The 17,654-nt window shown below is 74.4% G+C and carries 20 protein-coding genes; 15 read left to right on the forward strand and 5 right to left on the reverse strand.

Translation table 11 applies throughout. The features are described 5' to 3' along the window. Positions 1-8 precede the first annotated feature (8 nt). Positions 9-1,154, reverse strand: a complete 1,146-nt coding sequence (locus tag ACGFX4_RS35400; protein WP_393083656.1) for a glycosyltransferase family 4 protein — start codon at positions 1,152-1,154, stop codon at positions 9-11. A gap of 155 nt (positions 1,155-1,309) precedes the next feature. On the opposite strand from ACGFX4_RS35400, the gene ACGFX4_RS35405 reads away from it, so the two are divergent. The 6 genes from ACGFX4_RS35405 (at position 1,310) to ACGFX4_RS35430 (ending at position 7,459) form a co-directional block, all read left to right on the forward strand. Further along, on the forward strand, positions 1,310-2,389 hold the full coding sequence (locus tag ACGFX4_RS35405; RefSeq protein ID WP_393083659.1) for a glycosyltransferase: 1,080 nt from the start codon (positions 1,310-1,312) through the stop codon (positions 2,387-2,389). Between the two features lie 46 nt (positions 2,390-2,435). Then, the gene (locus ACGFX4_RS35410) at positions 2,436-3,299 is read left to right on the forward strand and encodes an SPFH domain-containing protein (RefSeq protein ID WP_393083661.1); all 864 of its coding nucleotides are present in this window, start codon (positions 2,436-2,438) and stop codon (positions 3,297-3,299) included. Positions 3,300-3,402: 103 nt separating this feature from the next. Beyond that, positions 3,403-4,056 carry a thiol:disulfide interchange protein DsbA/DsbL gene (locus ACGFX4_RS35415; RefSeq protein ID WP_393083664.1) on the forward strand — a complete coding sequence of 218 codons (654 nt, stop codon included), beginning with the start codon at positions 3,403-3,405 and terminating at the stop codon, positions 4,054-4,056. 120 nt (positions 4,057-4,176) lie between these two features. Next, complete coding sequence (locus ACGFX4_RS35420) at positions 4,177-5,073, forward strand: ABC transporter permease (protein WP_393083667.1); 897 nt, start codon at positions 4,177-4,179, stop codon at positions 5,071-5,073. After that, complete coding sequence (locus ACGFX4_RS35425; RefSeq protein ID WP_393083670.1) at positions 5,063-6,256, forward strand: polysaccharide ABC transporter ATP-binding protein; 1,194 nt, start codon at positions 5,063-5,065, stop codon at positions 6,254-6,256. Before ACGFX4_RS35420 ends, ACGFX4_RS35425 begins: the two co-directional genes overlap by 11 nt. Before the next feature lie 12 nt (positions 6,257-6,268). Next, entirely contained in the window at positions 6,269-7,459 is a 1,191-nt protein-coding gene (locus tag ACGFX4_RS35430; protein WP_393083710.1) for a glycosyltransferase family 4 protein, read from the forward strand. 11 nt (positions 7,460-7,470) lie between these two features. Here ACGFX4_RS35430 and ACGFX4_RS35435 read toward each other — a convergent pair whose 3' ends face one another. Then, the gene (locus ACGFX4_RS35435) at positions 7,471-7,920 is read right to left on the reverse strand and encodes an Ig-like domain-containing protein (protein WP_393083673.1); all 450 of its coding nucleotides are present in this window, start codon (positions 7,918-7,920) and stop codon (positions 7,471-7,473) included. A gap of 121 nt (positions 7,921-8,041) precedes the next feature. After that, positions 8,042-8,779 carry an SAM-dependent methyltransferase gene (locus tag ACGFX4_RS35440; protein ID WP_393083676.1) on the reverse strand — a complete coding sequence of 246 codons (738 nt, stop codon included), beginning with the start codon at positions 8,777-8,779 and terminating at the stop codon, positions 8,042-8,044. Positions 8,780-8,883: 104 nt separating this feature from the next. Between ACGFX4_RS35440 and ACGFX4_RS35445 the strand changes: the two genes are divergently transcribed. Then, positions 8,884-9,147 (forward strand): hypothetical protein, encoded by a 264-nt coding sequence (locus ACGFX4_RS35445; protein WP_393083679.1) that lies wholly within the window; start codon positions 8,884-8,886, stop codon positions 9,145-9,147. Here the strand turns inward: ACGFX4_RS35445 and ACGFX4_RS35450 are convergent. Beyond that, positions 9,126-10,301 carry a glycosyltransferase gene (locus tag ACGFX4_RS35450; RefSeq protein ID WP_393083681.1) on the reverse strand — a complete coding sequence of 392 codons (1,176 nt, stop codon included), beginning with the start codon at positions 10,299-10,301 and terminating at the stop codon, positions 9,126-9,128. The genes ACGFX4_RS35445 and ACGFX4_RS35450 overlap by 22 nt on opposite strands. A gap of 66 nt (positions 10,302-10,367) precedes the next feature. On the opposite strand from ACGFX4_RS35450, the gene ACGFX4_RS35455 reads away from it, so the two are divergent. Then, a complete protein-coding gene (locus ACGFX4_RS35455) occupies positions 10,368-11,144 on the forward strand; it encodes a glutamate racemase (RefSeq protein WP_393083684.1) in 777 nt (258 codons plus the stop codon). 20 nt (positions 11,145-11,164) lie between these two features. Continuing rightward, positions 11,165-11,899 (forward strand): tyrosine-protein phosphatase, encoded by a 735-nt coding sequence (locus ACGFX4_RS35460; protein WP_393083687.1) that lies wholly within the window; start codon positions 11,165-11,167, stop codon positions 11,897-11,899. Between the two features lie 20 nt (positions 11,900-11,919). Here ACGFX4_RS35460 and ACGFX4_RS35465 read toward each other — a convergent pair whose 3' ends face one another. Beyond that, a complete protein-coding gene (locus tag ACGFX4_RS35465; protein ID WP_393083690.1) occupies positions 11,920-13,008 on the reverse strand; it encodes a polysaccharide deacetylase family protein in 1,089 nt (362 codons plus the stop codon). Between the two features lie 285 nt (positions 13,009-13,293). Here ACGFX4_RS35465 and ACGFX4_RS35470 point away from each other — a divergent pair, with 285 nt between their 5' ends. The 6 genes from ACGFX4_RS35470 to ACGFX4_RS35495 all read left to right on the forward strand — a co-directional run bounded on the left by ACGFX4_RS35470 (position 13,294) and on the right by ACGFX4_RS35495 (position 17,563). Beyond that, complete coding sequence (locus tag ACGFX4_RS35470; RefSeq protein ID WP_393083692.1) at positions 13,294-13,551, forward strand: hypothetical protein; 258 nt, start codon at positions 13,294-13,296, stop codon at positions 13,549-13,551. Positions 13,552-13,745: 194 nt separating this feature from the next. Then, entirely contained in the window at positions 13,746-14,567 is an 822-nt protein-coding gene (locus tag ACGFX4_RS35475; protein WP_393083695.1) for a polysaccharide deacetylase family protein, read from the forward strand. Then, the gene (locus ACGFX4_RS35480) at positions 14,560-15,720 is read left to right on the forward strand and encodes a glycosyltransferase family 4 protein (protein WP_393083697.1); all 1,161 of its coding nucleotides are present in this window, start codon (positions 14,560-14,562) and stop codon (positions 15,718-15,720) included. The genes ACGFX4_RS35475 and ACGFX4_RS35480 overlap by 8 nt, the downstream gene beginning before the upstream one ends. A gap of 39 nt (positions 15,721-15,759) precedes the next feature. Next, entirely contained in the window at positions 15,760-16,422 is a 663-nt protein-coding gene (locus ACGFX4_RS35485; RefSeq protein ID WP_393083700.1) for a sugar transferase, read from the forward strand. Between the two features lie 26 nt (positions 16,423-16,448). Continuing rightward, complete coding sequence (locus ACGFX4_RS35490; protein ID WP_393083703.1) at positions 16,449-17,048, forward strand: acetyltransferase; 600 nt, start codon at positions 16,449-16,451, stop codon at positions 17,046-17,048. A 23-nt stretch (positions 17,049-17,071) separates the two neighbouring features. Then, on the forward strand, positions 17,072-17,563 hold the full coding sequence (locus tag ACGFX4_RS35495; protein WP_393083706.1) for an NUDIX domain-containing protein: 492 nt from the start codon (positions 17,072-17,074) through the stop codon (positions 17,561-17,563). Positions 17,564-17,654 lie beyond the last annotated feature (91 nt).

Below are 17,654 nucleotides of genomic sequence, written 5' to 3' on the forward strand. Positions count from 1 at the left end.
ACGGACCGTCAGGCCGCGGTCCGGCGCAGCGCCCGTTCGTAGAAGCCGACCATCCGGGCCGACACGTGGGAGAGCGTGAAGCTCGCGAGGAACCGCGCCCGGGCCGCCTTCGCCCGGATCGCCGCGGCCGCGCGGTCGTCCAGCGCCTCGGTCAACGCGGCTGCCAGCAGGGCGGGTTGTTCCGGTGCCACCAGCAGCGCGTAGTCCTCCGAGCCTACCGTCTCGCGCAGCGCCGGCACGTCCGCGCAGACCAGTGGCACGCCCACGCCCATCGCCTCCATCGCCGCGCTGCCCAGACCCTCCCAGCGGGAGGGCACGGCGAACGCGTCCGAGGCCGCCATCAGGTCGAACACGTCGTCGCGCGGGCCCAGGAAGCGCACGTTGCCGGCCGCCTCGGCCAGCCGCTCCAGCCGCGCCGTCTCCGCGCCGCGGCTGCCGGCCAGCAGCAGCACCGCGTCCGGCGCCTGTCTGCGGACCTCCGGCCAGGCCTCCAGCAGGACGTCCAGCCCCTTCTGGTACTGCTGACGGGCCGCCGCCAGCACCACCGGCACCTCGTCCGGCAGGTCGAGCGCCGCCCGCACCGCCGCCCGCCGCTCGGGCGTCACCGAGCCGAGGACCTGCGGATCCCGGCCGCGCGGCACCACGTCGATCAGCTGGCGGGAGACCCGCAGCCGGCGGGCCATCGCGTCCGCCACGTGGTGGGTCAGCGCGTGGAACCGGCGGGTGCCCTGCGCGGTCGTGGCGTCCAGCGCCTGCGCCGCCCGGACCTTCCACGGGCTCAGCCCGCGGGCGTGCAGGTGCTCCGGACCGTAGGAGGAGTTGACCAGGCTGGAGACGACCGGCACCCCCGCGCTGATCGCCGCCGCCCGGCCGAGGATGTCCGACTCGTACAGCGTCGTGTGCACCAACTCCGGCCGGCGGCGCCGGATCAGCGCCCGCAGGCCGGCCGCCGTCTGCGCCCGGCCCGTGCGGTGGACGCCGAACACCTCGGCGCCGGCCGCCGTCAGCTCCGGCTGGAAGCCCCCCGGCGAATCCTTCAGGTACGCGACATCCAACCGAACCCCGGCCCGTACCAACTGGGGCGCCATCGCCACCAGCCCCTGCTCCGCCCCGCCGACCCGACTCACACTGTCGATCACATAGAGCACACGCACAGCCGCAACCCCCACCCGGCGCCGGGCCCGGCGCGCCCTCCCTGGCGGCACCGCGATCCGACTCGGGATCAGCATCCCAGGCCACCGGCCCCTCCCGCCAGGAAATCGGCAGACCGGCCCCCGCCGACCGCACCCGGGCCGCTACTGTCGGGCCCATGGCCGACGCCCCGCCCGTCCCGCAGCCGCGCGTCCTGCACGTGATCACCGATCCGCGGCGGCGCGGCGCGCAGAACCTCGCCCGAGACCTGCACCGCGAGCTGCTCCGCCGCGGCCAGCCCTCCGCGCTGCGCGCCCTGCACCCGCACCCCGACGCCGGCCCGGACGGCACCGACGCCCCCGTCCTCGGACCGTCCCGCCACCACCCGGCCACCCTGCGCGCGCTGCGCCGCGCCGCCCGGGACGCCGACGTCGTGGTCGCCCACGGCTCCTCCACCCTGCAGGCCTGCGCGGTGGCGCTGCTCGGCAGCCGGGTGCCCTTCGTCTACGTCAACATCGGCGACCCGCGGCACTGGACCGCCTCGCCGGCCCGCCGGCTGCGGGTCGGCGCGATGCTGCACCGGGCCGCGGCCGTGTCGGCGATCTCCGACGGCGCCCGCGAGGTGCTGCTGGAACGGTTCAAGCTGCCCGCCCGGCGGGTCCGGACCATCCCGAACGCCCGGGCCGCCGAGCAGTACCCGCCCGCCGCCGACGACGCCGAGCGGCGCACCGCGCGCGCCGAACTCGGCCTCCCGCCGGACGGGCCGCTGGTCGCCTGGGTCGGCGCGCTCTCCGCGGAGAAGCGGCCCGACCTCGCGCTCGCCGCCCTCGAACGGCTGCCCGGCGTCACGCTGGCACTGGCCGGCGAGGGCCCGCTCCGGGCCGCCCTCGAACCCGCCGAGCGCGCGCACTTCCTGGGCCGGCTGACCGACCCCGCGCCGCTCTACCGGGCGGCCGACGCGCTGCTGCTCACCAGTGACAGCGAGGGCGTGCCCGGCGTCCTGATCGAGGCCGCGCTGGCCGGCCTGCCCGCCGTCGCCACCGACGTCGGCTGGGTCTCCGACGTGGTCCGCGACGGCCGCACCGGCACCCTCGTCCCGCCCGGCGACCCCGACCTGCTGGCCGATGCCCTGACCGCCCTGCTCGGCACCGACCGCGCCCCGCTGGCCGCCGCCGCCCGCAGCCACGCCCTCGCGCACTTCGCCCTCGACCCGGTGACCGATGCCTGGCAGCGGCTCCTGCGGGATGTGGCCGGATAGTTTCCCCACTGGCTCGAAAGGGCAACAGCCCCTGGGAACACCGGACATGGGGGTAGTGGTGGAGATCCTGGCGGTCCTCGCGGTACTGGGCGTGCTCTGGCTGGCCACCGGCGTCCGGGTGGTGCAGCAGTACGAGCGGGGCGTGGTCTTCCGGCTCGGGCGGGTGAGCGGCGCGGTGCGCGGGCCCGGCCCGACGCTGCTGGTCCCGGTGGTCGACCGGATGCGCAAGGTGAACGTCCAGGTGATCACCATGCCGGTGCCCGCCCAGGAGGGCATCACCCGGGACAACGTCTCCGTCCGGGTCGACGCGGTCGTCTACTTCCGCGTGGTGGAGCCGATCCGGGCCACCGTCGACGTGCAGAACTACCCCTTCGCGATGTCCCAGGTCGCGCAGACCTCGCTGCGCTCGATCATCGGCAAGAGCGAGCTGGACGACCTGCTCTCCGGCCGGGAGAACCTGCACCGCGGCCTGGAGCTGATGCTGGAGTCCCCGGCCACCGGCTGGGGCATCCACATCGACCGGGTCGAGATCAAGGACGTCGCGCTGCCCGACTCGATGAAGCGCTCGATGGCCCGGCAGGCCGAGGCCGACCGCGAGCGCCGGGCCCGCATCATCACCGCCGACGGCGAGTACCAGGCCGCGTCCAAGCTGGCCGAGGCCGCCGCGATGATGGACAGCACGCCCGCCGCGATGCAACTGCGCCTGCTGCAGACCGTGGTGGAGGTCGCCGCCGAGAAGAACTCCACCCTGGTGCTGCCGTTCCCGGTCGAACTGCTGCGCTTCTTCGAGAACGCCGCGGGTGTCCGGAAGGACACCGCGGCGCCGATCCCGCCGCAGCCCACCGGGCCGCCCGCCGTCCCCGCCGCCGTCCCCGCGCCCGCCGGGCCCGAGCAGCTGCCGGGGAGCTGACCGGGCGCCGCTCGCGACCCGCGCTGCTCCGAAAGGGCGAACCTGGCGCGCGAGGTCCGGCTCCGGCTGGCCCCCGCGCCCGCGCCCCTGCCAGGCTGCCCCGGTGAAGCTGCTGCTGCGATCCACCGCCCTGCTCGCCGTCGCGGCCGGGGTGCTCGGCAACCCGGCCGGCGCGGCCGCCGCTCCCGCCGAACCGCACGAGGGCGCCCACGCGTCGGGCCACGGCCACCCGCAGCCGGTGCGCCAGGCGGCCGTCCGCCGGGAGGCGGTGGAGTTCTTCTGGTACGACTGCTACCACTCCGCCGAGCTGGAGCAGCCGTTGACCGGCTGGGCGGCGAAGCACCACGACGACGTGGCGCTGCGCCGGGTGCCGGCGGTGTGGCCGGGCAGCGGCGACGAGCAGGTGCAGACCGCGCACGCCCGGCTGTACTACACGCTGGAGCGGCTCGGCGAGGCGGACCGGCTGCAGCAGTCGGTGTACCGCGCGGTGCGCGAGCAGCACGCCGACCTGACCACCGAGGACCGGGCGGCCGACTGGGCGGTCAGGCACGGCCTGAGCGCGGCCGCGTTCCGCGCCGCGTACCGCTCCGCGGAGGTGGAGCGGGCGACCGCCGAGGCGCCCGAGCTGTTCACCCGGTACCGGATCACCGAGCTCCCGACGGTGATCGTCGACGGCCGCTACCGCACCTCTCCGACCGAGGCCGGCGGGGTGGAGCAGATGCCGTCCGCACTCGACCGAGTCCTCGACACCCGCTGACCAGGACTATCTTCACCGAACCAGCCCCCGGCCCACACACTCTGTGCCATTGTGGTCGCCGGGGCCGCCTGGTTCGTTCCGCGGCCCCTTCCCAATTCGCACCGGAGGGGCGGGGAGTCCGTGGGGGGACAGCACGCGCAGGTCGTCGACGAGCGCGGTACCCAGACCGAGGAAAGGCGTCGAATCCCGGACGGTCCGCCGCCCGAGCTGGTCTTCAAACGCCGGCTGCGGCCGGTCCAGGTGGCGCACGAACTGTGGGGCGCAAGGGAGTTGGTCCGCGCCCTGGCCGAGCGTGATCTCCGCGCGCGGTACAAGCAGGCGGTGCTCGGCTTCGCCTGGGCGGTGCTCACGCCGCTGGCGCTGTGCGCCATCTTCACCCTGGTGTTCCACCGCGCGGTGAAGATCGACACCGGCTCGGTGTCGTACCCGCTGTTCGCCTATGTGGGCCTGATCGTCTGGCAGTTCTTCAGCAACACGATGAACCAGGGCGCGCTGAGCCTGGCCAACAACCTCAGCCTGCTGAACAAGGTGTACTGCCCGCGCGAGGTGTTCCCGCTCGCCACCATGCTGGTTGCCACGGTCGACATGGTGATCGGCATCGGCGTGCTGGGCCTGATGTTCCTGGTGTTCTGGACGGCGCCCGCCGCCACCTTCCTGTGGGTACTGCCGCTGCTGGTGATCCAGTTCGCCTTCACCTACGGCGTGGCGCTGGTCCTGTCGGTCGCGGTGGTCTACCTGCGCGACGTCCGCCACCTGCTGCCGATCATCACGCAGATGGGCGTCTTCGCCACCCCGGTCGCGTACCCGCTGGCCCGGATCCCGCAGCGGGCCCAGGAGATCTACGTCGCCGTCAACCCGCTGGGCGCGGTGATCGAGGGCTACCGCAAGGCGCTGCTGTACGGCCAGGCGCCCGACCTCGCGCTGACCTCGATCGCCGCGGTCAGCTCGGTGGTCTTCCTGGTCGGCGGCTACCTGCTGTTCAAGAAGCTCGAGACGGGGATCGCCGATGTCGCCTGACCACCCCCTTGGCACCATCCGTACCGAGCAGGTCTGGAAGCGCTTCAAGGCCGACCAGCAGCGGATGCTGCTGCGCGACAAGGTCGAGCAGGCGGCCCGCCGGCTGCGCGGCGACCGCGGCGAGGACTGGCGCTGGGCGCTGCGCGACATCAACCTGCACATCGAGCCGGGCGAGTCGGTCGGCCTGATCGGTTCCAACGGCTCCGGCAAGTCGACCCTGCTGAAGATGCTGACCCGGGTGATGTACCCGTACGCCGGCATCATCGACGTGCGCGGCCGGATCGGCGCGCTGATCGAGATCCGGGCGGGCATCCACCCCGACCTGACCGGGCGGGAGAACATCTACCTGTTCGGCGCGCTGCTCGGCCTCAAGCGCCGCGAGGTGGCCTCGCGCTTCGACGACATCGTGGAGTTCGCCCGGCTCGGCGGCGCGATCGACCGGCAGGTGAAGTTCTACTCCTCCGGCATGCAGATGCGTCTGGGCTTCGCCGTCGCCGCCTACCTGGAACCCCATGTCCTGCTGGTGGACGAGGTGTTGGCGGTCGGCGACGCGGTCTTCCAGCAGCGCTGCCTGGACCGGATGCGCGAGGTCGCCGAGCAGGGCACCACGATCGTCTTCGTCTCGCACGACCTGCCCGCCGTCCAGTCGATCTGCCGTCGCGGCATCTGGCTGGAGCAGGGCACCGTCCGGGTGGACGCGGGGATCAAGGACGCGCTGGCGGGCTACCGCGACTCGATCGAGGCGCAGTCCGAGGCCTCCACCCGTACCGGTGAGCCGCTGCAGCTGCTCAAGTACGAGGTGCGCGGCGAGGACGGCGACAACCTGCGCACCGACGAGCCGGTCACGGTCGAGTTCACCCTCGGCGGCGACTACCGCGGCGACGCCACCCTGCACCTGGGCGTCAGCGAGGGCACGTCCAGCCCGATCTTCCAGATCAGCCACGAGGTCCGGCTGACCGGCGGCGACCACCAGGTGGCCTGCGTGATCCCGCGGCTGCCGCTGCCGCGCGGCCGGTACACCCTGTGGGCCGGCGTCTACTCGATCGGCAAGACCGACGGCGGCACGCTGATGAGCTGGCACTCCGCGGGCCAGTTCGACGTGTTCGGCCCGATGCTCGACACCCCGCCGCGCGCCGTGGTGCTGGCCGCGCCGGTGTTCGTCCCGCACCAGTGGGAGGACTGACCGTTGAGACCCGTGCGCGTGCTGGTGCACCTGAACAACCTCGCGCTCGGCGGCGCGCAGCTCAACGCGGTCGACATCGCCCGGACGCTTCGCAACCGGGGCCACGACCCGGTGCTGTTCGCCCAGGGGGTGGATGGTCCGGCCCCGCTCGTCGACGTCGCCGCCGACCACGGTCTGCACATCACCGTGGCCGGCGGCCCCGACACCCCGCACCGCGAAGTACGGCGCCAGCTGCAGAAGTTGGCGGACGAGCACGGCAGCGAGCTGGTCCACGCCTGGGAGGTCCGGGCGGCCCGGAACGCCTACTTCGGCCCCGGCCGGATGGGCCGGATGCCCGTGGTCACCACCTTCTACGGCATCCGGATGCTGCGCGGCCTGCCCCGGCACCAGCCGCTGGTGCTGGGGCTGGGCGCGCTGATGGACGAGGGCCGCACCTTCGGCCACCAGGACGTCCGACTGATCGAACCGCCGGTCAACACCGGGACGGACACGCCCGGGGTGGTGGACGGCTCCGCCTTCCGCAAGGAACTCGGCGTTCGGCACGACGAGTTGCTGCTCTGCATCGTCACCCGCCTGGTCCCCGACCTGGAGAAGGACGCCGGCGCCGCGCTCACCGCGGAGGCCGTCCGGCACCTGGACGACCCGCGGATCCGGCTCGCCATCGTCGGCGAGGGCCGCAGCCGCGAGCGGCTGCAGACCATCGCCGCCTCGGTCAACCGCGACCTCGGTCGCGAAGCCGTGCTGGTCCCCGGCCAGTTGGCGGATCCGCGGCCGGCCTACCAGGCGGCCGACCTGGTCCTCGGCATGGGCGGTTCGGCGCTGCGCGGCCTGGCCTTCGGCAAGCCGGTGATCGTCCACGGTGCGGACGGCTACACCGCGATCCACCAGCCCGGCCCCCTGGTCGAACCGCACGCCTCGCGCTGCATGTACGGCTTCGGGGACGGCTCGCGCGACCCGCGGCCGCTCGCCGAGCAGATCCGGGCGCTGCTCGACGACCCCGACCGCCGTGCGGAGCTGGGCAGTTGGGGTCGGGACTGGGTGGTCGACCGGTTCTCGCTGGAGAGCGTCGCCACCGCCTTCGAGCAGATCTACCACGAGGTCCTGGGTGCCCCGCCCGGCCCCGCCCGCTGGCTCCTCGACCTGGAGCAGATGTCCCGCTTCGAGTTCACCAAGCCGGTGGCGCTGCGGCTGATCGGCCGGTAGCGCCGTCGGGGTCAGTGCCGCGGTGCGCGCCGCTGCCGAAGCCGCAGCGTGCCCGCGCCGAGCAGGACGGCCGCGGCGGCCGCCCCGAGCAGCGGCGCGGGGTCCGTTCCGGTCCCGGCGAGCTCCGGCCGGGGGGCCACGCTGAGCCGGATCTCCCCGGTGACGGGCCGGCCCGCCGCGGTCCGGCCGCTGTAGACGAACCCGTCGGTGCCGCCCTCGCCGTCCGGGGTGTACTGGACGCGGCAGTTGTCGAGCACTTCCACGGTGCCGTGCGCCGGCTGCGGGGAGATCGCCAGGCCGTCCCCGCCGCACAGCTCCTCCACCAGCGCGACGGTGGTCGGCCCCTCACCGCCGACCGGGACGGGGGGCAGCGGCGGCAGCGCCCTCGCCGGCCCGGCGCCCAGGACGGCGAGCGCCGCGCAGCAGGCGAGGAGGAGTGACCGGGCGGCGGTTCGACGCATACGAGGGGAGTCCGATCAGGAGACGGCGGAGCCCCCCTCAGGATGACGCCGGCCGCCCGACCGCCGGTGCACCGCCGCCCCGGCCTCACCCGGACGGCCGCGCCCGGTCACCCGTCAGGCCTCAGGAGGCGCGCAGCACCAGCGTCACGAAGCCGAAGCTGCGGCGGTAGCCGCCCAGCCACTCGTCCCGGTGCTCCTTGGCGACCCGCAGCGCCTCCGGCGCGTCGGGGTCCTCCGGGTGGTCGAGCGCCCAGTCGGCGAGCGAGCCGCTCCAGCTCCACTCGTAGTGGTCCAGCTCGGCCGGCGAGGAGGTGTGCGCGAAGACCGGCGTCCAGCCGTCCGCCTCCACCCGCTCGACGGTGGTCCGCAGGTCGGCCAGCGCGTCGCCGAAGATCTCCAGCGACAGCGCGTCCGGCTCGCGCTCCCAGTAGCCCTCGCCGACCACCGCGACGCCGCCCTCGGCGAGCAGCGGCCGGATCGCCTCCAGCGTCCCGGACAGCCCGCCGAACGCGTGCGTCGACCCGACGCACAGCACCGCGTCGAAGGGCTCCTTGGTCTCCCACGCCGAGGCGTCCCCGTGGTGCAGGCCGATCCGCCGGGCGACCCCGAGCCGCTCGGCGCCCTCCCGGGCCAGGGTCAGCGCCCGCGCGTCCAGGTCGACCCCGACCGCCGTCAGCTCCGGGTACGCGGCCAGCGCCCGCAGCAGCCAGGCGGCCTCGCCGCAGCCGAGGTCCAGCACCCGGCGGGCCGCCCCGCCGCGCAGCGCCCGGTCGAGCAACTGCCGCACCGAGTCGTCGGACAGCGGCGCGGCGATCGGGTGGTCACGGTGGGCGAGGCGGGATCTCAATTGACGGTCCATCCGATCAGTCTCCCTCCCGCACCCTGCCCCGCACCAGATCAAAGCCCTGGCAAAGATCGTCCGCCCGCCGGTCACTCCGGTCGCCCGGGGTCGTTGGTCCCGCTGTGATCGACACCGAACCGTTCGCCGCGGCCACCCGTGCCGCGCTCCTGTGCACCTGCGGCGCCGCCCGCACCCACTGCCCCGACTGCGCCGGCACCGGCCGCCGGCCCGACACCGGCGCCCCGGCCGCCTGCCCGAGCTGCCGCGGCCTCGGCGCCAGCCAGTCGCACGACTGGTGCTGCGCCTGCTGCCACCCCGAGCTGCTCCCGGCCGACCCGGCGGACCCGGCGGACCCGGTCGGCCCTCAGGACGCGCCCTTCTCCTGAGGCCGCGGGTACGTCCGGCCCTTCCACGCCGCTCCCCGCCCGCGCCAGTGCTGCACCGCCGAATCCACGGTCATCAGCAGGTACAGCAGCGCCGTGAACGGCAGCAGCACCGCTGCTGCCGCCGGCTGCCGGTAGTAGCGCAGCATCGGCAGGTACGTCCCCGCCATCACCGCCCATGCCGCGCCGCCCGCCGCCGCCACCGCCCACGAGCCGGCCACCGCACCCGCCACCGCACCCGCCACCAGCGCGACGGGCGGCACCAGGTACACCAGCGCCAGCCCCAGCACCGTGCCCGCCAGCAGCAGCACCGAGTGCCGCAGCTGCGCGTACGCGCTGCGCGACACCATCCGCCACAGCTGCCCGAACCGGGGGTACGGGCGGACGCTGTCCACCAGGTCCGCCAGGCCCAGCCAGGTCCGGCCGCCGTCCCGCTTCACCGCCCGGGCCAGTGACACGTCGTCGATCACCGCACCGCGGATCGCCGCCACCCCGCCCGCCCGCTCCAGCGCCGCCCGGCGGACCAGCGAGCAGCCGCCCGCCGCCGCGGCCGTCCGGGCACCCGGCCGGTTGCTCCACCGGAACGGGTACAACTGCGCGAAGAAGTACACGAACGCCGGGACGATCAGCCGCTCCCACCGGGTCTCCACCCGCAGCCGGGCCATCTGCGAGACCAGGTCCAGCCCGCCCGCCTCACCCGCCTCCACCAGCGCCACCAGCGACCCGGGCCGGTGCGCGATGTCCGCGTCGGTGAGCAGCAGCCACTCCACCTCGCCCGCCAGCTCCACGCCGTGCCGCAGCGCCCACAGCTTTCCGGTCCACCCCGCCGGCAGCGGGGGAGGGGTGGCCACCGTCAGCGGCAGCCCGCCCGCCGCGCCCAGGCGCCGGGCCAGCTCCCCCGTCCCGTCCGAGCTGTGGTCGTCCACCACGATCACCCGCGCCTCGCCCGGGTACTCCTGCGCCAGCACGCTCGGCAGGGAGACCGGCAGCACCTCGGCTTCGTCCCGGGCCGGCACCACCACCGCCACCGTCGGCCACCGCTCCGGCACGCGCCGCTCCGGCAGCCGCTGGTCGGTCCGCCAGAAGAACCCCTGGCCGAACGCCAGCCACAACCACACCACCAGGGACAGCACCGACACCCACAGCAGGACCGTCATCCCCGCAGTCTGCCCGACGACGACACTCCCGGAGCCGCACGGCACGGTCGAGTAGAGTCGGTTCCCGTGAAGATCGCACTGGTGGACTCCGGAATCGGGCTGCTCGCCGCAGCCGCCGCGCTGCGCACCCTGCGACCCGACGCGGACCTGGTGATCTCCTCCGACCCCGACGGCATGCCGTGGGGCCCGCGCACCCCCGAGGGCATCACCGAACGCGCCCTCGCCTGCGCGCTGGCCGCCGCCGAGCACCGGCCCGACGCCCTGATCGTCGCCTGCAACACCGCCTCCGTGCACGCACTGGAGCGGCTGCGCGCCGAACTCGAACCCGGCATCCCGGTGATCGGCACCGTCCCCGCGATCAAGCCCGCCGCCGCCGACGGCGGCAAGGTGGCCATCTGGGCCACCCCCGCCACCACCGGCAGCCCGTACCAGCGCGGTCTGATCGCCGAGTTCGGCGGCGCCGCCGAGGTCACCGAGGTCGCCTGCCCGGGCCTCGCCGACGCCGTCGAACGGGCCGACCAGGCCGCGATCGACGCCGCCGTCGCCGACGCCGCGGCCCGCACCCCCGAAGGCACCACCGCCCTCGTCCTCGGCTGCACCCACTACGAGCTCGTCGACGAACGCATCCGCACCGCCCTGGCCGGCCGGGCCGCCGACGACCTCCCCTTCTACGGCTCCGCCGACGCCGTCGCCGCCCAGGCCCTGCGCCGGGCCGGCACCGCCGCCGCCACCCCGGGCACCGGCAGCCTCACCGTCCTGCACACCGGCCGGACCTCCACCCTCGCCCCCGAGGCCGCCGCCTACGCCGAGGGCCGCCTGATCGCCGCCGTCCTCTCGCACTGACGAGGCCCTACGCTGACCGGATGACGAGGCATCACGAGTTCACCCGGCTGCACAACTTCCGCGACCTCGGCGGCTACCGCGCCGCCGACGGCCGGACCGTCCGGTGGGGCCGGCTGTACCGCTCCGACTCGCTCGCCAAGCTGCACGAATCCGCCGACGACCTGGCCCGTTTCGAGAAGCTCGGCATCCGCACCGTCATCGACCTCCGCTACCCCTGGGAGATCGAACGCACCGGCCGCACCCCCGACCTCCCCGGCCTGCGGTGGCACAACCTCAGCATCGAGCACCGCCCGTACGACCAGGCCGCGCTCGGCCCCGAGGACGACCCGGCGGTCCACCTCGCCGAGAAGTTCCTGGAGGTCGCCGAGGACGGCCGGGCGGAGATCGCCGACACCCTGCGGCTGATCGCCGACGGCGACGGCGCCCCGTTGGTCTTCCACTGCGCCTCCGGCAAGGACCGCACCGGCATCGTCGCCGCCCTCGTCCTCACCCTGCTCGGCGTCGACGAGGAACAGATCGTCGCCGACTTCGCCCTCACCGAACGCGCCACCGCCCGCCTGGTCGCCGACTGGCACACCCGCCACCCGGACGCCCACCTCCGCTGGCCCGGCTACGGCCGCGCCCCGGCCGCGCTCATGGAACGCTTCCTCGCCGATCTCACCGCGACCTACGGCTCCGCCCATGAGTACGCAACCGAGACCATCGGCCTCGACCGGACGACCGTGGAAGCGCTGCGCCGAAACCTTCTGCACTGACGAGAGGCAAAAACAGGGGCTCACGCCGTCGCGCCGCGCCAGCGCTGGAGGGCCGGCTCCAGTCCGGACAGGATCGTGTCGAAGCGCCGGATGCCGGTGGTGGCGTCCACCTGGAGGCGGCTGATCCGGAGCGGGTGGGCGGGCAGGCGGGGCCCGAGGCGGTGGTCGGAGAGGAAGCCGAGCCGGTAGCCCAGCTGTCTGAGGACCGAGTCCGCCCGCGGGTCGTAGCCGCCGTCGGGGTAGGCGAACGCGCTGGGCGCCTCGCCCAGCCAGCGGGTGAGTGCCTGGTGCGCGCCGACGATCTCGGCCTGCACCGTCGCGTCGTCGCACCGGCTGAGCGACGGGTGGCCGAGCGTGTGGTTGCCGATCGCGACGTCGGCCTCGCGCAGCGCCCGCAGGTCGTCCGGCCCGAGCTGCTCCTGCTGCGGGGGCCGCCGCTTCGCGGAGACCCGCAGCTCGTGCAGGCTGCGCCGGCGGTCGGGGTCGGGGAGGGCCTTGAGCAGGGCGAGCATCCGGGTGGGTTCGCCGGTGGGGACGAGGCGGGCGCGGCCGCCGTGCCGGGCGAGGAAGGCGGCCTCGTGCCACCAGAACGGGCGGGCGGTGCCGATCAGCTCGGAGATGACGAAGGCGGCGGCGGGGATGCGGCGGGCGGCGAGCTGGGGCAGGGCGTGGGTGAGGACGGTGCGGTCGGTGTCGTCGAAGGTGATCAGGACGGAGCGGGGCGGCAGCGGGCGGCCCTCGGAGACGGCCTGCTCGACGGCGGCGAGCGAGACGGGGTTGGCGAGCCGCTGGAGCCGGTCCAGCTGGGCGCCGAAGGAGCAGGGGTCGGTGACCCCGTGGAAGGCGAGGACGGCCAGCCGCTGGGCGGCGCGCGCCCGGAACAGCGGCTGGGCGGGCGAGAACCGCAGCCAGCTGCCCCGGTCCCGCTCGGGCCGCTGCGCGGTCGCGGCGGCCCCGGACACCCCGGAGGCCCCGGCGGGTGCGACGCCGGGTCCGGGGGTGGTGACGGGGGTGGGTCGGCTGGTCGGCTGGTCGGCGTGCGGGGCAGCGCTCGGAGCAACAGGGGTGTGCGGTAGGTGGGTGATGGTCGTCGATACGGAGTTCGGCACGGTTCCCCCCTCGGTCGCCGTGGTGCGGCGTGGCGGTACCGTCGGTAGGCGGAGCCCGGCCTCCGACTCCGGGCGCGGCGGCTCCGCCCCCGGATGTGATCCGGCCCGCGGTGGGGACTCCCAACCCGACTGCGGACGGCTCCTGGATCGCTCAATGTAGTGGAGACCACCGACACCCCGAGATGGTTGTACGCGGGACGGCGAGTTTTCGCGCTCTTCGCAAAACCCTCATACGGGCGTGCCGAGGAGGGGCCTCCGGAGCCCGGGCGCGTTACCGTGGAGAGCATGGCAGGCACCGGACGTCACCGGAACAACCGCAGGTCGTGGCTGTGGGACGACTGCGCCCTGCGCCGTCACCAGCTGCTGCTGTCGCTGGTCGGCGCCGCCTGCGTGGCGCTGGGCATCGTGGTGGCCGTGATGGTGCCGGACGGCGAGGGCCCGGCGTGGGCGATGGCGGTGGCCGGCTGCCTGGCGGCCGGGGTGCTGCTGCTGGCCCGGGTGGCGGTCGCGCGGTTCCGTTCGCACGACGGTGCGACCTCCTGAGGCGGGTCCGTACGTCCGGCCGAGCCGTTCCGGCCGGGACGGCCGTAAACGACCGGGAAGTGGACAGCTCCGGTCGGACCGGCTGATTTTCGGCCTTCCTACCCACTTCTTTCACAATTCCGGGCCATCGGCCCCACGCATCCCCCTACTGTGATTCCCGGCGCCGGGGAGGGCGCCGCACAGAGGGGGAGGCAATGCGCACCACCGCTCCGGCAGGGATCCGGACCCGGCTCAAGCAGCAGCTCGCCCGCGCCGCCGGATCGGTGCCCGGCGACGGCGCGACGCTCCTCATCTACCACCGCGTCGGCGGCGGAACCGGCGACGAACTCGACCTCGCCACCGCCGACTTCACCGCGCAGGTGGACCTGCTCGCCGAGCTGCCGGCGGGCCGTGTGGTCTCCATCGACGAGGCCACCGACCGGCTCGCGGCCGGCCGACGCACGCCGAGCACCGTGCTCACCTTCGACGACGGCTTCGCCGACGTGTACGAGAACGCGTGGCCGCTGCTGCGCGAACGGGAGCTGCCGTTCACGGTCTACCTGGCCAGCGGCCAGGTCGGCGGGGAGATGCAGTGGGAGGGCTCCACCGCCAAGGGCGCCGCCGGCACCGGCATGAGCTGGGAGCAGCTCAAGGAGATGACCGCCTCGGGCCTGTGCACGGTCGCCAACCACACCCGCACCCACGCCCGCCCGGAGCTGCTCACCACCGCGGAGCTGGACGCCTGCAACGACGACGTCGAGCAGCACCTCGGCGCCCGCCCGCGGCACTTCGCCTACACCTGGGGCGTGCCCGTCCCGCACATGGAGGTGGCGCTGCGGGCCCGCTTCCGCACCTCCGCCACCGGCCAGGTCGGCCGCAACCTGCCCGGCTCGGACCCGGCCCGGTTCGCCCGCGTCCCGGTCCGCCGCACCGACCCGATCGACTTCTTCCGCGCCAAGCTGTACGGCCGGCTGATCCCGGAGCGCGCGTACGCCCGGATCGTCGCCACCGCCAAGGCGGTGGGCGCCCGTGCATAGCCGGCTCCGCGGCCCCGGCGGCCGCCCCCTGCGCGTCGCGCACCTGACCACCGTCGACATGAGCCTGCAACTGCTGCTCGCCACCGAGCTCAAGGTCGACCTGGAGGCCGGCTTCGAGACGTACGGCATCAGCGCGCCCGGCCCGTACGTCGAGCGGCTGACCGCGATCGGCGTGCGGCACGAGCCGCTGCACGCGCTGACCCGGGCCTGGCAGCCGCGCGCCGACGCGGCGGCGGGCCGCGAGCTGCTCGCGGTGCTGCGCCGGATCCGGCCCGACGTGCTGCACACCCACAACCCGAAGACCGGGGTGCTCGGCCGGATCCTCGGCCGCGCGGCCGGTGTGCCGGTCGTGGTCAACACCTGCCACGGTCTCTGGGCACAGGCCCACGACCCGCTGGCCAAGCGGGCGTTCGTGCTCGGCGCGGAGGCCTTCGCGGCCCGCTTCTCGCACGCCGAGCTGTACCAGAACGGCGAGGACCGGCAGACCCTGTCGCGCGCCGTCCCGACCGGCCGCTCCCGGGTGGTCGGCAACGGTGTCGACCTCACCCGGTTCGAGACCGCACCCTCCGTCCGTGCCAAGCTGCGGGCCGAACTCGGCGTCTCCGACGACGAGTTGCTGGTCGGCGGGGTCGGCCGGCGGGTGGCCGAGAAGGGCATCCGGGAGTACGCCGAGACCGCCCGGGCGCTGGCCGGCAAGGCCCGCTTCGTGTGGATCGGCCCGGATGACCCGGACAAGGCGGACGCCCTGCGCGAGGCCGAGCACGGCGTCGAGTTCCTCGGCAGCCGCGACGACATGCCCGCGGTGTACGCCGCCCTCGACGTCTTCGTCCTGCCCTCCTACCGGGAGGGGTTCTCCCGTTCGGCGATGGAGGCCGCCGCCAGCGGCCTGCCGATGGTGCTGAGCGACATCCGCGGCTGCCGGGAGATCGGCGGCCACGGCGAGCACCTGCTGCTCACCCCGCCCGGCGACGCCCGGGCGCTCACCACCGCGCTGGATCGGCTCCTCACCGAGCCCGCCCTGCGCGAGCAGTTGGGTGCGGCGGCCCGTCGCCGCGCCCTGGAGCAGTTCGACCAACGGGCCGTCGCCCGGGTCTCCCTGGAGACCTACGCGGCGGTGGCCAGGGCGCGCGGCCTGCCCTGGACCTTCGGCTGATCCACAACAACCCACCGCACCACACCAGTTGGGGGAGAAATGAAGCGAGGGGGGGACCTCGCGGTCGCCGTGCTGGCCGGGATCATCGCCGTCCCGCTCGGCCTGGTGATCGCCCTCCTGATCCGCTGCACCATGGGCGGACCAGTGATCTTCCGGCAGGCCCGATCAGGGCGCCACGGCCGGGAGTTCGAGATCCTCAAGTTCCGCACCATGCGGGACATGCGCTATGCCGACGAACCCGACGCGCCCCGGATCACCCGGATCGGCGCCCTGCTCCGCAAGACCAGTCTCGACGAACTGCCGCAGCTGTGGAACGTCGCCCGCGGCGACATGGCCGTCATCGGCCCGCGTCCCACGCTGCCCGAGCAGGTCGTCCACTACTCGCCCCGTCAGCGCGGCCGGCTCGACATCCGTCCCGGCCTGACCGGTTGGGCCCAGGTCCGCGGCCGCAACAGCATCACCTGGCCCGAGCGGATCGAGCTCGACCTCTGGTACATCGCCAACCGCTCGATCCTGCTCGACCTGCGGATCCTCGCCCTCACGGCGAAGATCCTGCTGCGCCCGACGGGCATCACCGCGCCCGGCGGGGTCAACCCCGGATTCCCGGTCCCGGCGGCCGAACCGCTGCCGCAACCGCAGCCGCAGGCCAGAATCGTGCTGCCGCGTCAGCGCGTGGCCACCGAACAAGCACACCAGTCCTGACGTCCTGAAGTCCCGAGGAACGCACCATGTGGATCGCCGGAGCCGGCGGCGTAGGCCGCGAAGCACTCGACACGGCCCTCGCCGCCGGCACCCCGGTGTCCGGATTCCTCGACGACCGGGCGGCCGGCACCACGGTGCGCGGCCTCCCGGTCCTCGCCCCGTCCGACCTCCCGCCCGGCAGCCCGTACCTGATCGGCATCGCCGACCCGGCGGTGCGGGCCCGGCTGGCCGAGCTGCTCTCCGGGCTCGGCGGCGTCGCCACCACCCTGGTCCACCCGCGGGCGCTGATCGCCCCGGGGACGCTGCTCGGCGAGGGCTGCCTGGTGATGGGCGGCGCGTACCTCTCCTCCGACGTCCGGCTCGGCCGGCACAGCCAGGTGCACTACAACGCCACGGTCGGCCACGACTCGGTGCTCGGCGACCGGGTGACGGTCTACCCCGGCGGCAACGTCTCCGGCTCGGTGGTGCTGGACGACGACTGCACTGTCGGCTCCAACGCCGTGGTGCTCCAGGGCCGCAAGCTCGGCCGCGGCGCGTTCGTCGGCGCCGGCGCGGTGGTCACCCGGGACGTTCCCGCGGCCACCACGGTGATCGGCTCCCCGGCCCGGCCGCTCCGCAAGGACTGACCGGAGCGATCTATCCTCGGCCCATGGCCATTCCCGAGTTCCTCGTCGACCTCCGCGCGATCGTCGGCACCCGCCCGCTCTGGCTCTCCGGCGTCTCCGCCGTGGTCCTGGACGAGCACGGCCGGGTGCTGCTCGGCCGCCGCGCCGACACCGGCCGCTGGTCGGTGATCAGCGGCATCATCGACCCGGGCGAGCAGCCCGCCGACACGGTGGTCCGCGAGTGCCTGGAGGAGACCGGGGTGACGGTCGAGCCGGAGCTGCTGACCTCGATCACCGTCTCACGGATGCTGGAGTACCCCAACGGCGACCGGGCCCAGTACCTGGAGCTGACCTTCCGCTGCCGCAAGGTCTCCGGCGAGGCCCGGGTCAACGACGACGAGTCCCTCGAGGTCGGCTGGTTCGCCCCCGACGCGCTCCCCGACCTGGACGACAGCGCCCGCTCGCGGATCGAGCGGGCACTGACCTGCACCGGGCCGGCCGCCTTCGAGCACGCGGCCGACCTCTCGCTGCCCTAGGTGTTCTGACCCCAGAGGTTGGGAACGCGGCTGGCGGGTGGCTTTCCCCTGAGCGCAGTGTGTCCGCGGTGGTGATTGTAGGTGTGGAGCC

It is taken from the genome of Kitasatospora sp. NPDC048365 (genome assembly GCF_043200835.1).
GTDB classification, from domain to species: domain Bacteria; phylum Actinomycetota; class Actinomycetes; order Streptomycetales; family Streptomycetaceae; genus Kitasatospora; species Kitasatospora terrestris.